Below are 12,705 nucleotides of genomic sequence, written 5' to 3'. Positions count from 1 at the left end.
GCCGCGCCCGAAGGGCGACCTCGTCACGGGCCTCCGCGTCCTGGCCCGCCGCCAGGAACGCGGAGGCCGTCATCACCATGTGGTCGACGTACAGCCCGGCGAGCATCAGCACGTCGTCCGGCCGCCACCCGGCCGTCTCCGGCTGTCCCTCCAACTCCTCGGCCACCTCCCGGGCGAACTGTTCGAGCTGCGCCGCGATCGCGTCCCGCACGGCCCGTACACCGCCGTGCTGCTCCCGCGCCACGAACCGCACGTGCGCGGGGAAGTCCCGGACCAGCGCCGCGATCAGCTCCACCGTTCCGGCGATCCGCTCCTCGCTGTCCCCGGTCGTCGCCAGCGTCGTGCGGATGGTGCCGTGCAGACTGCCGAGCGCCTCCTCCACCAGAGCCACCCCGAGGTCCGCGGTGTCGCGGAAGTGGCGGTAGAAGGCCGTGGGCGTGATCCCGACCGCCCGGGTCACCTCCCGGAGGCCCAGGCTGCTCAGGCTCTGCTCCTCCAGCAGTCCGAGCGCCGCGTCGAGGAGTGCCTGACGGGTCTTCTGCTTCCGGGCCTGCCGGACCCCCGTGGTGGCGGTGATGTGACTCATGCCATGCAGTAAACAACTGTTCTCCGAAGGGTTCCAGCGGCGAAACCACCTAGACTGATAAGTCAGTGCACAGTTGTCACCTCATCGTCTTCCCGGGAGGCAACCCGATGCTCTTCCTCGTGGCCGCCCTGCTTCTCCTCGGCACCTTCATCGGCACCCCGGCGTTCCTGCCGCTGCCCGCCACGGCCGCCGCCGCGACCGCGGTCGCCCTCTGGCTCCTGGTCTTCGCGGCCCGGGAGCGCCGTACCCGTACGCGCCGCACCAGCTGACCCACGCTCCGGAGGCCGTCGTGAAGACCACCGCAACCACCGCACTCCTCGTCAGCCCCTCGTCCGCCGGGCCCGACCGTGATGCCGCGTCCGGGGTGCCCGTCACTCGGGACGGGGCCGCCGCGCCCCCGTCCGCCGGAGCGTCCGGTGCACCGGCCACCGCCCGGAGGCGGGACGCCGACGGCATGGCCGTCGCCTCCTTCGTCCTCGGCCTCGTCGGGCTCGTCGCCTTCAACCTCCTGCTCGGCCCCCTCGCCGTCGGGCTCGCCGTCCTGGCCCTGCGCCGCCGCACCCGCCGGACGGGAAGGGCCCTCCTCGGCCTGGCCCTGGGCGTCGCCGACCTCGCCGTCCTCGCCGTGCTCGTCACCGCCAACGACACCGTGTCCTGGAGCATCGGCTGACGCACGGGCACGAGGCGGTGACGGAATGGCGCGATCCGGCACGTCGGGCCGACCCCGGACCCGTAGAATCGGCGGCACCATGGTTTACCTCGACCACGCCGCGACCACGCCGATGCTTCCCGAGGCGATCGAGGCGATGACCGCCCAGCTCGCCACCACGGGGAACGCCTCTTCCCTGCATGCCGCCGGCCGCCGGGCGCGCCGCACCGTCGAGGAGGCGCGCGAGGCCCTCGCCGAAGCGCTCGGGGCGCGGCCCAGCGAGGTCGTGTTCACCTCGGGCGGCACCGAGGCCGACAACCTCGCTGTGAAGGGCCTGTACTGGTCCCGCAGGGACGCCGACCCGCGCCGGGTCCGGGTCCTCGCGAGCCCCGTCGAGCACCACGCCGTCCTGGACGCCGTGCACTGGCTCGGCGAACACGAGGGCGCCACCGTCGAGTACCTCCCCGTCGACGCGTACGGACGCGTCCACCCCGACGCCCTGCGCGAAGCCATAGCCCGCGACCCCGCGAGCGTCGCCCTGGCCACCGTCATGTGGGCCAACAACGAGATCGGCACGGTGCTGCCGGTCAGCGAACTCGCCGACGTGGCAGGCGAGTTCGACGTGCCGCTGCACTCCGACGCGGTGCAGGCGTTCGGCCAGCTGCCGGTGGCCTTCGGCGACTCCGGGCTCGCCGCCCTGACCGTGAGCGGGCACAAGGTCGGCGGCCCGTACGGCATCGGCGCGCTCCTGCTCGGCCGCACCCACAGCCCCGTGCCCGTGCTGCACGGCGGCGGCCAGGAGCGCCACGTCCGCTCCGGCACCCTCGACGTGCCCGCCGTCGCCGCCTTCGCCGTCGCCGGGCGGCTCGCCGCCGAGCGCCGCGAGGCGTTCGCCCGCGAGATCGGCGCCCTGCGCGACGAACTCGTCGACGCCGTCCGCTCGGCCGTGCCGGACGCCGTCCTCGGCGGTGACCCCGCCGACCGCCTCCCCGCCAACGCCCACTTCAGCTTCCCCGGCTGCGAGGGCGACTCCCTGCTGCTGCTCCTGGACGCGCAGGGCATCGAGTGCTCCACCGGGTCCGCCTGCACCGCCGGGGTCGCCCAGCCCAGCCACGTCGTCCTCGCCACGGGCACCGATCCGGAACTGGCGCGCGGCACACTCCGCTTCTCCCTCGGCCACACCACGACCCGCGCCGACATCGAGGCCGTCGCCAAGGCCATCGGCCCGGCCGTGGAACGCGCCAGGACCGCCGGCCTCAGCTGACCGCGCAGCCGCCGGCCTGAACGGCGGCGGCCCACCCCTCCGTACCCGGCGACGCCGGACCCCGGCGGCCCGTCCCCGCACCCGGCGGCGGCCCGCCGACACCGGCCGGCGGCCCACCGCCTCCGGGCCGCGCCCGGCGCCACCGGTGCAGCCCGTCGCCCCCGTACCACACGCGGCGCGGTCGCCGCCGAAAGCAGTCCACCGCCTCCGCGCCCGGCCACGCCTGATCACCCGCAGGAAGACGCACGCGGTGGCCCGCCACCCGGCGCAGGACGCTGCCCCCGGCAACCTCACGAGGACACCCGCCCGTCCGGTCGGGCGCCCGAGCCCGCGCAACAAGCCGCCGCCCGGCGGCCCTCAGGCCCCCGCGGCGCCCGCCCCGGGAGGGGACGGCGAGGGCGACGGCGGGTTCGCCGCCGCCTCCCGCACCAGCTTCAGGTACCGGTCCCAGTCCCAGTGCGGCCCCGGGTCCGTGTGGTCCGTGCCCTCCACCTCCACGTGCCCGATGATGTGCTCCCGGTCGACCGGTATGCCGTACCGCGCGCAGATGTCCGCCGCCAGCCGCGCCGACGCCGCGTACATCTCCGCGGTGAAGTCCTGCGGCCGGTCCACGAAGCCCTCGTGCTCGATGCCGATGCTCCGCTCGTTCATGTCCCGGTTCCCCGCGTGGAAACCCACGTCGAGCTCGCGGATCATCTGCGCGATCCGCCCGTCCTTGCCCACCACATAGTGCGCGGCCGCCCCGTGCAGCGGGTTCTTGAACACCCGCAGGGCCGTCGCGTAGCTGCCCTGCACGACGTGGATCACGATCCGGTCCACCGCGTAGTCGTCCGGCCGGTCGGCCCGCCGCCAGTTCGCCCGCGACGCCGCCGTCCACACCGCGCCCGCGTGGTCGAGCTCACCGTCCTTCCGGGGCTTCTCCGTGCCCGGCAGGAGCCACCACATCCGCTCCAGCTCGTCCCAGCCGGCCACCACCCCGCCCGCGAGCGCGGCGCCGCCGCCGATCAGCAGGGCCCGCCGTCCCAACCGCTTCCGCCCGCCGTCCGGGCCCTGACCACTCCCCATGTGACCATGAACGCACACGCCCGCCGCGACGGTTCCCGCGGCCCCGTACCCTGGTAGGGCTATGACTGAGACCTCCTCCCGCCCCCTCCGCGTCCTCGCCGCCATGTCCGGCGGTGTGGACTCCGCCGTCGCCGCCGCCCGCGCCGCCGAGGCGGGCCACGACGTGACCGGGGTGCACCTGGCGCTCTCCGCGAACCCGCAGTCCTTCCGCACCGGCGCCCGCGGCTGCTGCACCATCGAGGACTCCCGCGACGCCCGCCGCGCCGCCGACGTGATCGGCATCCCCTTCTACGTCTGGGACCTGGCGGAACGCTTCCGCGAGGACGTCGTGGAGGACTTCATCGCCGAGTACGAGGCCGGGCGCACCCCCAACCCCTGCCTGCGCTGCAACGAGAAGATCAAGTTCGCGGCGCTCCTCGACAAGGCCCTCGCCCTCGGCTTCGACGCGGTCTGCACCGGCCACTACGCGCAGGTCGTCACCCGCCCCGACGGCACGCGCGAGCTGCACCGCGCCTCCGACATGGCCAAGGACCAGTCGTACGTCCTCGGCGTCCTGGACGAGCGGCAGCTCGCCCACGCCATGTTCCCGCTGGGCGACACCGTCACCACGAAGGACGAGATCCGCGCAGAGGCGGAGCGCCGCGGCCTGGCCGTCGCGAAGAAGCCCGACAGCCACGACATCTGCTTCATCGCCGACGGCGACACCCAGGGCTTCCTCGCCTCCCGACTCGGCAAGGCGGAGGGCGACATCGTCGACGAGTCCGGCACCCGGCTCGGCACCCACGACGGCGCGTACGGCTTCACCATCGGCCAGCGCAAGGGCCTGCGCATCGGCCACCCCGCCCCCGACGGCAAGCCCCGCTATGTCCTCGACATCTCCCCGGTCGACAACACCGTCACCGTCGGACCCGCCGAGGCCCTCGACGTGATCGCCCTCACCGCGGTCAAGCCCCGCTGGTGCGGCCGCGCCCCCGAGGGCCCCGGCACGTACACCGCGCAGCTGCGGGCCCACGGCGGAGAGACGGAGGTCACCGCGGAGGCCGTCGACGGCGAACTCCGCGTCACCTTCACCGACCCCGTCCGCGGCGTCGCCCCCGGCCAGGCCATCGTCCTCTACGACGGGACGAGGGTCGTCGGCTCCGCCACCATCGCCACCACCACCCGCCGCCCCCGCTCGGCCGCCGTCAGCCGCTGACCCCCGCGCCGCCGCCCTCCGGGGCCGCGTCAGCGAACCGGCGTGCGCACACCACCCCCGCGATGTGCGCTAACGTCTCCTGCTGCGCGGTTGCGAAAGCAAGGCGTCATGGCAGGTCCGCATGGCGAATCGAGGGAACCGTAGGTGGAGTACTCGCAGCGGTGGCAGGAACTGTTCGACCTGCCGCCGGGGCAACAGGGCCGGGCGCGGACGGTCCTCGCGTCCACCGACAGCGGCGGACCGGGCGGTGCCGGCGGCGGCCAAGGCACCCTGCAGCACATGAAGGGCCCGTGGAGCAGCGCGTCCGCCACCGCCTCCGAGCTGCGGACGAACACGGAGAAGAGCCGCACCCGCCTCGCCCCCGGGCACACCGGCGTCACCTCGGGCGGCGCGGGCCTCGCGTCGGCGGCGGCCCTCACGGCCGTGCTGACGTCCTGGGAGGACCGGCTCACCTCCGTGCGCGACGAGTGCGACCACCTCGACGGGGCCCTGCTGAAGGTCGCCAAGGAGATGGGCGAGACCGACCTCGCGGTGAAGGACTCCCTCACGCCGGTGCGGAAGTCCGGTGAGACGCCGTGACCAGCACCCTCACCTGGCAGCAGCTCCGCGACCTGAAGCGCAGCGTGTTCGAGGACGCTGGCGACCGGTGGAACGAGGTCTCCAGCCGCTCGGCGACGGACCGCACACGGGTGGAACGGGCCATGTCCCAACGGCTCCGCGACACCCAGGAGAGTGAATCCGCGGAGAAGGCGTTGACCCGCCTGCAGCGGCTCAGCCGCAACTTCCAGTACCTGCACTCCGAATGCGGCCTCGTGCGGACCGCCCTCAACGGCCTCGCGGCCGACCTCGCCGCTCCCCAACGCCGCCTCAAGCATGCCCTCGAAGACGCCGCGAGCCACAACCTCACCGTCCACGAGGACGGTTCCGTCAGCTTCCCGGCCGCAGAGGTCGAGAACATCGCCGGGGAGAAGCGGCAGGTGCCCGGCGGCACGGTGCGGGGCGGCCGGCTCCCCCTGGACCCGCAGCCCCTCGACGGCCCGGGCCTCCCGTCCCCGTACGCCGACAGCGCTCCCGGTCTCCGGCTCGTCAACCCGCACGCCGTGAAGGCCGAGGACGTCGCCCACCGCATCACCCAGGCGGTGAACGCGGCACGCGAGGTCGACGCCCGCTACGCCAAGGCGCTGAACGAGCTGAAAGCGGAGAAGGGGCTGGAGGTCACGGCGGCGATGCTGAAGGACGCCGCGCACGACACCGCCGTCGTCCGCGACGCAGCCGACGCCTACCTGGCCCGGAACATCCCCGAGGACAAGACCCCCGCCGAACGCAAGGCGTGGTGGGAGAACCTCGCCGACGAGCAGCGCCAGGAGTACCTGAAGATCGCGCCGGACCTCATCGGCAGCCTGGACGGCATCCCGGCCACCACCCGTGACGAGGCCAACCGCACGTACCTCCCCGTCCTCATCGCCGAACTCGCCCAGCAGAAAGGCGACGACGACGCGCAGACGAAGCTGGACGCCCTGCGGATGATCCAGGACAAGCTGAACCAGCCCAGTAACCCGCCCATGTACTTGCTGGGGATCGGGGACGAGGGGAACGGACGGGCCATCGTCTCGTACGGGAACCCAGACACATCCCGACACGTGTCGGCGTACGTACCGGGTCTGGACACCAGCCTGAACGACACGTTCGTCAAGGAGACCATGGTCCGCGCCCAGAACACCGCCATCGGCGCACGGAAGTACGACCCTTCAAGCGCCGCCATCGTCTGGCTTGGCTACGACGCACCACAGCTGACGAACATGCATGTGCTGAGCACGGGCGACGCTGAACGGGGAGCACCCGCCTACAGCTCCTTCATGGACGGCCTCCAAGCCACGAACCGTCACTCTGACCCGCACTTGACGGCCATCGGGCACTCGTACGGCTCCCTCACCGTGGGTACGGCTGCCAGGGAGCCCGGGGGCATCCCGGGCGTCGACGACGTCATCCTGGTGGGCAGCCCTGGCGTCGGGGTGGACAAGGCGGAGGATCTCGGCGTCGGCAAGGAACACGTCTTCGTCGGGGCGGCGGACAACGACCTCGTGACCCACCTGCCGTCGAAGACCCAAGGGGGAGCCGCTCTGGTCGGTGCCGGTGTCGGTTCCCTCGCCGGGCCGGTCGGGACGGTGATGGGGACGGTGATCGCCGGCGAGATCAGCGACCCTGGGAGTGACGACCTCTACTTCGGTAAGGACCCTGCCAGCGAAGCGTTCGGCGCCCAGCGCTTCCAGACCCTGACCGGCCCCCACCCCGTCTCCAGCGGAGCGCCGTTCCAGGCGCACTCCAACTACTTCACACCGCGCGGCGTGGACTCGGACCCCGTTTCCGCTTCCAACATCGCTCTGATCGTCGCCGGGAGATCCGACGAAGTGGTCAAGGAGGAGTACCGATGACACGCGGGACGCGGACGCTACGAAGGTCCTGCGCGCTCTTGCTGGCGGCCCTGGTCGTCGCGGGGTGCGGAGCCACAGGCGGAGGAGCAGAAGCCATGAACATGCAGGAAGCCGCGGAACGCGCGGACTCCATGCTGGACGCGACGATCAAGGCGGTCGTGCCGGAGATCCAGTGGACGCACGACACCACGACAGCATCAAGCTGCGAGGTGTGGCGCCGGCGCACCGTCCTCACGATCATCTCCGACGCGCGCCGCGGCAACTTCCTCGGGGTGGTCGAGCGCCACTGGAAGAAGAGCGGCTACCGCATCAGCGCCGTCAGGAAGAGCGCTGACGTGCCGGCCGTCTTCGCCCAGTCCGCCGACGGCTTCCAGATCACCCTGGAGTTCGGCCACAAAGGCCAAGCCTTCTTCGAAGTGGCCACCCCCTGCGTGGAGGAGTCCGCCGTGGCTGACCCCGCATCGCAGCCGAACGGCCCCGCCTACGCCCCCGGTGAGATCCCCACGCCCAACGTCCGCTCCGACTTCTGGTCGGCGACGGGCCCGGCCGTCCCCCCGGCCGGTCAGCCCTCGTCCTCCTCGTAGAAGCAGAAGTGGTCCTTGATGGAGGCCACTTCGGGCTTCGGGTCCGGGTAGGCCCACACCGCGTCGGGGCGGCCCGGCAGGGACCAGTACGAGGCGGTGCCCTTGAACGGGCAGTACGTGCGGGTGTCCGACGGCGTGAGCAGGTCCTCGCGGACGTCCTCCGGCGGGATGTAGCGGCGGGTACGGCACCCCGTCTCGCGGAGGGCCAGTGCGCGGGTCGTGTCGGCGACCACGTGGCCGTCGCGTGCGACGCGGACCGGCTCGGTGGCCGGTTCGACCGTGATGTGGTGCCCGGGAGGCGTCCTGTCGCTCATGACGGGTGAACGGCGGGCGGCCCGCCGGTGTTCCCGTACCGTTGCGCCATGGACATCTGCGTCTTTCTCTCCGCCGCCGACCTGGACGAGCGCTACACCGCACCCGCCCGGGAGTTCGCCGCGCTGCTTGGCAAGGGCGGCCACACCCTCGTGTGGGGCGGCTCCGACGCGGGGCTCATGAAGGTCGTCGCGGACGCGGCGGAGGAGGCCGGCGGGCGGCTCGTAGGTGTGTCGGTGCAGTTCCTCCACCACAAGGCCCGCCCGGGGGTCGACGAGATGGTCATCGCGAAGGACCTCGCCGAGCGCAAGGCGGAGCTGCTCGCGCGGGCCGACGCCGTCGTCGTGATGGTGGGCGGCACCGGAACCCTCGACGAGGCCACCGAGATCCTGGAGCTGAAGAAGCACGGCCTGCACGACAAGCCGGTGGTGCTGCTGAACACGGAGGGCTTCTACGACGGGCTGAAGGAGCAGTTCCGCCGGATGGAGGCGGAGGGGTTCCTGCCGCTTCCCCTCGCCGACCTGGTGTTCTTCGCCGAGGACGGGGTCTCCGCCCTCGCTTACCTGGAGGAGGCCGCCGGGATCGGGTGACCGGCGCGCCGGGTGCGAGGATGGCCCGTATGGCTACTCATCTGATCACCGGCGCCGGCTCCGGCATCGGCGCCGCCGTCGCGCGCCGGCTCCACGCGCGCGGAGACGAGCTGATCCTGCTGGCCCGTGACGCCGGGCGGGCCAGGGAACTGGCCGCGGCGCACCCGGGGGCGAAGACCCTCGTCGGTGACCTCGCCAACCCCGACCGGCTGTCCTGGGCGTTCTCCCACCAGACGCTCCCCGACCGGCTCGACTCCCTGATGCACGTCGCGGGCGTCGTCGAGCTGGGCACGGTGGGCGAGCTCGGCCTGAAGGCGTGGCGGAGCCAGCTCGACGTGAACCTCCTCGCGCCCGCCGAGCTGACCCGGCTGCTGCTTCCGCAGCTCCGCGCCTCCCAGGGGCACGTGGTGTTCGTGAACTCCGGCGCCGGGCTGAACGCGCACGCCGAGTGGGCGGCGTACGCCGCCTCCAAGCACGGACTGAAGGCCCTCGCCGACTCCCTGCGCGCCGAGGAGCACGGCCACGGGGTGCGCGTCACCTCCGTGTACCCGGGCAGGACCGCCAGCCCCATGCAGGCCAAGGTGCACCACCAGGAGGGCAGGGCGTACGACCCCGCCCGCTGGATCGACCCCGAGTCGGTGGCCACGACGATCCTGATGGCGCTCGACCTGCCGCGGGACGCCGAGGTCAACGACCTCACCGTGCGGCCGGGACGGTAGGCCCGTGCGCGTACCCTTCCCGGGTGAGCGAGAACATCCCTAGCGAGGACGTCATCTGGGGCCCGGCCACCGGCGTGGGCTCCCTGCCGGGCGGCGACGCCCGCGAGGCCGCGAGGACCGTCACCGGGTCCTTCGAGGACTTCGTCCACCTGCCGGAGCTGCCGGCCCGCGGCCCCGGAGCGGACATGATCGGCCGGACCGCCGGGATGCTGGTCGACGTGTACGCGCACGTCGAGCCCAGCGGCTGGCGGATCAGCGACCGGCCGGGCCGCGACACCCGGCGGGCCCGCTCGTGGCTCGGGGAGGACCTGGACGCGCTGGAGGAGTTCACCCAGGAGTACGACGGGACGCTGAAGGTGCAGGCCGTCGGCCCGTGGACCCTCGCCGCCGCCCTGGAGCTGCGCGGCGGCGAGGCCGCGCTCGCCGACCCCGGGGCCTGCCGGGACCTGGCCGGCTCCCTCGCCGAGGGGCTGCGCGGTCACCTCGCGGAGGTTCGGCGGCGCGTGCCGGGCGCCCGCGTCGTCCTGCAGCTGGACGAGCCGTCGTTGACCGCGGTGCTCCGCGGCCAGGTGAGGACCGCCAGTGGCTACCGCACCTACCGGGCCGTTGACCGGCAGGTCGTGGAGGCCGGCCTGCGGGATGTCGTCGCGGCCGCCGAGGCCCCCGTGGCCGTGCACTCCTGCGCCCCCGACGTGCCGTTCGCGCTGCTGCGCCGCGCCGGCGCCGCAGCCATCTCGTTCGATTTCGGGCTTCTCACCGAGCGTGACGACGACGCGGTCGGGGAGGCCGTCGAGGCCGGTACGAGGCTGCTGGCGGGCGTCGTGCCCTCCGTTGACGGCCCGTTGTCGGACCCGGCCGGTAGCGTCATGGGGGTCAGGACGCTGTGGCGCAGGTTGGGTCTGCATCCGGGCACGCTCGCGCACGCCTTGGTGATCACCCCGACGTGTGGTCTGGCGGGCGCCTCGCCCGCCTACGCCCGCCGCGCGCTGGCGCACTGTGTCAAGGCGGCGAAGTCCCTCGCGGACAACCCTGAGTAACGGGAGGATCGACGTGGCGGTCGAACAGGACGGTCAGGACCGGCAGGACGCGCAGAGCGGTCGGGGGCGACAGCTGGGGCAGGACGACGCCGTTCCGGCGGAGGCCAGGGAGAAGCACGCCCGGCTCGCCGAGCAGGTGGAGGAGCACCGCTTCCGGTACTACGTGAAGGACCAGCCGGTCGTCAGCGACGCCGAGTTCGACCGGCTCCTGCGCACCCTGGAGCGGCTGGAGGAGCAGCACCCCGGGCTGCGTACCCCCGACTCCCCGACGCAGAGGGTCGCGGGGGCGTACGAGACGGAGTTCACGGCGGTCCAGCACCGGGAGCGGATGCTGTCCCTGGACAACGCGTTCGACGACGAGGAGCTGGCCGCCTGGGCCGAGCGGGTGGCGCGCGACGTCGGTGCCGCGGAGCACCACTTCCTGTGCGAGCTGAAGGTCGACGGCCTGGCCGTGAACCTCACCTACGAGAAGGGGCGGCTCACGCGCGCCGCGACCCGTGGCGACGGCCGCACCGGCGAGGACATCACCCCCAACGTGCGGACCATCGCCGACATCCCCGACCGGCTGAAGGGCGACCGCGTCCCCGAACTGGTGGAGATCCGGGGCGAGGTGTACTTTCCGATGGACGCGTTCCAGGAGCTGAACGCGCGCCTCGTGGCCGCCGGGGACAAGCCCTTCGCCAACCCGCGGAACGCGGCCGCCGGCTCACTGCGCCAGAAGGACCCGAGGGTCACGGCGACACGGCCCCTGCACATGGTGGTGCACGGCATCGGCGCGCGGGAGGGCCTGGCCATCGACTGTCTGTCGCACGCCTACGAACTGCTGCGCGAATGGGGTCTGCCCACCGCCCGGCACAACCGCGTGGTCGGCGACCTCGACGGCGTGCGGGAGTTCATCGCGTACTACGGGGACCACCGGCACTCGGTGGAGCACGAGATCGACGGCGTCGTCGTCAAACTCGACGAGATCCCCCTCCAGGGGCGGCTCGGCTCCACGTCGCGCGCGCCGCGCTGGGCCATCGCGTACAAGTACCCGCCGGAGGAGGTCAACACCAAGCTGGTGAACATCCGGGTCGGGGTGGGCCGCACGGGCCGCGTCACCCCGTACGCCCAGGTGGAGCCGGTCACCGTCGCCGGTTCCGAGGTGGAGTTCGCCACCCTGCACAACCAGGACGTGGTGAGGGCGAAGGGCGTGCTCATCGGCGACACGGTCGTGCTGCGGAAGGCCGGTGACGTCATCCCGGAGATCCTCGGCCCGGTCGTCGACCTGCGGGACGGCAGCGAGCGCGCGTTCGTCATGCCGTCGGCGTGCCCGGAGTGCGGCACGCCGCTGAAGCCGATGAAGGAGGGCGACGTCGACCTGCGCTGCCCGAACGGCCGGACCTGCCCGGCGCAGCTCCGGGAACGGCTGTTCTACCTCGGCGGGCGCAAGTGCTTCGACATCGAGAACTTCGGCTACGTCGCGGCGGCCGCGCTGACCCGCCCGCTGGAGCCGGCCGAGCCGCCCCTGGTCGACGAGGGCGGCCTGTTCGACCTGACGATCGAACAGCTGTTGCCGATCAAGGCGTACGTCCTCGACCAGGACAGCGGTCTGCCGAAGCGCGACCCGAAGACCGGCGAGGAGAAGGTCGTCACGGTCTTCGCCAACCAGAAGGGCGAACCGAAGAAGAACGCCCTGGCCATGCTGAAGAACATCGAGGAGGCCAAGAGCCGCCCGCTCGCCCGGGTCATCACGGCGCTCTCCATCCGTCACGTGGGGCCCGTCGCCGCGGAGGCCCTCGCCCGCGAGTTCCGCTCCGTCGACCGCATCGAACAGGCCACGGAGGAGGAGCTGGCGGCCGTGGAGGGCGTCGGCGGGGTCATCGCCCAGTCGCTCAAGGAGTGGTTCGCCGAGGACTGGCACCGCGAGATCCTGCGCAGATGGCGGGCCGCGGGTGTCCGGATGGAGGAGGAAGGCGCCGGCGAGGAGGAGGGCCCGCGCCCGCTGGAGGGGCTGACCGTCGTCGTCACCGGCACCCTGGAGAGCCACACGCGGGACGGTGCCAAGGAGGCCCTGCAGGCGCTCGGCGCCAAGGTGACCGGTTCCGTCTCCAAGAAGACGTCCTTCGTCGTGGTCGGCGAGAACCCGGGCTCGAAGTACGACAAGGCCATGCAGCTGAAGGTCCCGGTGCTGGACGAGGCCGGTTTCGCGGTGCTGCTGGAGCAGGGCCCCGACGCGGCCCGGGACATGGCCGTCCCGGTCGAACAGTAGAGCGGCATTCGGCGTCACTCG

At 72.7% G+C, this 12,705-nt stretch carries 14 protein-coding genes; 11 read left to right on the top strand and 3 right to left on the bottom strand.

What is annotated here, in order from left to right:
* A partial coding sequence (locus BJP40_RS16405) for a TetR family transcriptional regulator (RefSeq protein WP_071280993.1) occupies positions 1–586 on the bottom strand: 586 nt, incomplete at its 3' end.
* Positions 587–651: 65 nt separating this feature from the next.
* Here BJP40_RS16405 and BJP40_RS33645 point away from each other — a divergent pair.
* From BJP40_RS33645 to BJP40_RS16395, 3 genes are all read left to right on the top strand, one after another.
* The gene (locus BJP40_RS33645; RefSeq protein WP_143065956.1) at positions 652–855 is read left to right on the top strand and encodes a hypothetical protein; all 204 of its coding nucleotides are present in this window, start codon (positions 652–654) and stop codon (positions 853–855) included.
* 20 nt (positions 856–875) lie between these two features.
* The gene (locus tag BJP40_RS16400) at positions 876–1,256 is read left to right on the top strand and encodes a hypothetical protein (protein WP_071263957.1); all 381 of its coding nucleotides are present in this window, start codon (positions 876–878) and stop codon (positions 1,254–1,256) included.
* Between the two features lie 79 nt (positions 1,257–1,335).
* Entirely contained in the window at positions 1,336–2,499 is a 1,164-nt protein-coding gene (locus BJP40_RS16395; RefSeq protein ID WP_071280992.1) for a cysteine desulfurase family protein, read from the top strand.
* Between the two features lie 357 nt (positions 2,500–2,856).
* Here BJP40_RS16395 and BJP40_RS16390 read toward each other — a convergent pair whose 3' ends face one another.
* Positions 2,857–3,564 (bottom strand): N-acetylmuramoyl-L-alanine amidase, encoded by a 708-nt coding sequence (locus BJP40_RS16390; RefSeq protein ID WP_071263953.1) that lies wholly within the window; start codon positions 3,562–3,564, stop codon positions 2,857–2,859.
* A gap of 61 nt (positions 3,565–3,625) precedes the next feature.
* Between BJP40_RS16390 and mnmA the strand changes: the two genes are divergently transcribed.
* From mnmA to BJP40_RS16370, 4 genes are all read left to right on the top strand, one after another.
* Complete coding sequence (gene mnmA, locus BJP40_RS16385; protein WP_071280991.1) at positions 3,626–4,759, top strand: tRNA 2-thiouridine(34) synthase MnmA; 1,134 nt, start codon at positions 3,626–3,628, stop codon at positions 4,757–4,759.
* Between the two features lie 144 nt (positions 4,760–4,903).
* The gene (locus tag BJP40_RS16380; RefSeq protein WP_071280990.1) at positions 4,904–5,338 is read left to right on the top strand and encodes a hypothetical protein; all 435 of its coding nucleotides are present in this window, start codon (positions 4,904–4,906) and stop codon (positions 5,336–5,338) included.
* A complete protein-coding gene (locus tag BJP40_RS16375) occupies positions 5,335–7,191 on the top strand; it encodes an alpha/beta hydrolase (protein ID WP_071280989.1) in 1,857 nt (618 codons plus the stop codon). The genes BJP40_RS16380 and BJP40_RS16375 overlap by 4 nt, the downstream gene beginning before the upstream one ends.
* Before the next feature lie 95 nt (positions 7,192–7,286).
* A complete protein-coding gene (locus BJP40_RS16370; RefSeq protein WP_079171226.1) occupies positions 7,287–7,775 on the top strand; it encodes a hypothetical protein in 489 nt (162 codons plus the stop codon).
* Here BJP40_RS16370 and BJP40_RS16365 read toward each other — a convergent pair.
* Positions 7,754–8,089 (bottom strand): DUF427 domain-containing protein, encoded by a 336-nt coding sequence (locus tag BJP40_RS16365; protein WP_071263943.1) that lies wholly within the window; start codon positions 8,087–8,089, stop codon positions 7,754–7,756. The genes BJP40_RS16370 and BJP40_RS16365 overlap by 22 nt on opposite strands.
* 48 nt (positions 8,090–8,137) lie before the next feature.
* Here BJP40_RS16365 and BJP40_RS16360 point away from each other — a divergent pair, with 48 nt between their 5' ends.
* The 4 genes from BJP40_RS16360 (at position 8,138) to ligA (ending at position 12,684) form a co-directional block, all read left to right on the top strand.
* Positions 8,138–8,677, top strand: a complete 540-nt coding sequence (locus BJP40_RS16360) for a TIGR00730 family Rossman fold protein (RefSeq protein WP_071263941.1) — start codon at positions 8,138–8,140, stop codon at positions 8,675–8,677.
* Between the two features lie 29 nt (positions 8,678–8,706).
* A complete protein-coding gene (locus tag BJP40_RS16355; RefSeq protein ID WP_071280987.1) occupies positions 8,707–9,396 on the top strand; it encodes an SDR family oxidoreductase in 690 nt (229 codons plus the stop codon).
* Between the two features lie 23 nt (positions 9,397–9,419).
* The gene (locus BJP40_RS16350; RefSeq protein ID WP_079171225.1) at positions 9,420–10,433 is read left to right on the top strand and encodes a methionine synthase; all 1,014 of its coding nucleotides are present in this window, start codon (positions 9,420–9,422) and stop codon (positions 10,431–10,433) included.
* Between the two features lie 73 nt (positions 10,434–10,506).
* Positions 10,507–12,684 carry an NAD-dependent DNA ligase LigA gene (gene ligA, locus BJP40_RS16345; protein WP_071280999.1) on the top strand — a complete coding sequence of 726 codons (2,178 nt, stop codon included), beginning with the start codon at positions 10,507–10,509 and terminating at the stop codon, positions 12,682–12,684.
* Positions 12,685–12,705: the final 21 nt, after the last annotated feature.

The organism is Streptomyces sp. CC53 (assembly GCF_001865245.1).
Taxonomy (GTDB): domain Bacteria; phylum Actinomycetota; class Actinomycetes; order Streptomycetales; family Streptomycetaceae; genus Streptomyces.
Note: the sequence above shows the minus strand (reverse complement) of the source record. Positions and strands in the feature narration are given on the sequence as shown.

Bases quoted from the DNA above. Each gene is read 5' to 3' on its own strand.
- BJP40_RS16370 (WP_079171226.1), top strand. From the start codon at position 7,287: ATGAACATGCAGGAAGCCGCGGAACGCGCGGACTCCATGCTGGACGCG.
- mnmA (WP_071280991.1), top strand. From the start codon at position 3,626: ATGACTGAGACCTCCTCCCGCCCCCTCCGCGTCCTCGCCGCCATGTCC.
- BJP40_RS16365 (WP_071263943.1), bottom strand. From the start codon at position 8,089: ATGAGCGACAGGACGCCTCCCGGGCACCACATCACGGTCGAACCGGCC.
- BJP40_RS16360 (WP_071263941.1), top strand. From the start codon at position 8,138: ATGGACATCTGCGTCTTTCTCTCCGCCGCCGACCTGGACGAGCGCTAC.
- BJP40_RS16355 (WP_071280987.1), top strand. From the start codon at position 8,707: ATGGCTACTCATCTGATCACCGGCGCCGGCTCCGGCATCGGCGCCGCC.
- BJP40_RS16395 (WP_071280992.1), top strand. From the start codon at position 1,336: ATGGTTTACCTCGACCACGCCGCGACCACGCCGATGCTTCCCGAGGCG.
- BJP40_RS16390 (WP_071263953.1), bottom strand. From the start codon at position 3,564: ATGGGGAGTGGTCAGGGCCCGGACGGCGGGCGGAAGCGGTTGGGACGG.